Here is a 393-nt window from a genome sequence, read left to right as displayed (position 1 = left end):
ACCAACGCGCACGTCATCCTGGAGCAGCCGCCGGAGCCGGTGACCAGCGAGCAGGGGGACATGACCGCGCCCGCTGTGGGCTTGGTTCCGTTGGTGGTGTCCGGGCGCGGAAGCGCCGGGCTCGCCGGGCAGGCCGACCGACTCGCCTCCCACCTGGAGGAACACCCCGAGCTTGACCTCGCTGCCGTGGCACACGCCCTGGTCACCGACCGCGGCCAACTCCCTGACCGTGGTGTGGTGTTGGCCGCCGACCGCGAGCAGGCCGTGGCCGGACTGCGCGCGCTCGGCCGGGGCGAACAGGCGCCGGGTGTGGTCAGCGGCCAGGCCCAGGACGAACCCCGACTCGCGGTGCTCTTCACCGGCCAGGGAAGCCAGTACCCCGGCATGGCACAG

1 pseudogene is annotated in these 393 nt (G+C 73.3%); it reads left to right on the top strand.

Features of this window, described 5'->3' with window-relative positions:
* Positions 1-393 (top strand): annotated as a pseudogene (locus tag ADK36_RS11845) (modular polyketide synthase); the annotation flags it as partial.

The organism is Streptomyces viridochromogenes (assembly GCF_001270495.1).
Taxonomy (GTDB): Bacteria; Actinomycetota; Actinomycetes; order Streptomycetales; family Streptomycetaceae; genus Streptomyces; species Streptomyces viridochromogenes_A.
Note: the sequence above shows the minus strand (reverse complement) of the source record. Positions and strands in the feature narration are given on the sequence as shown.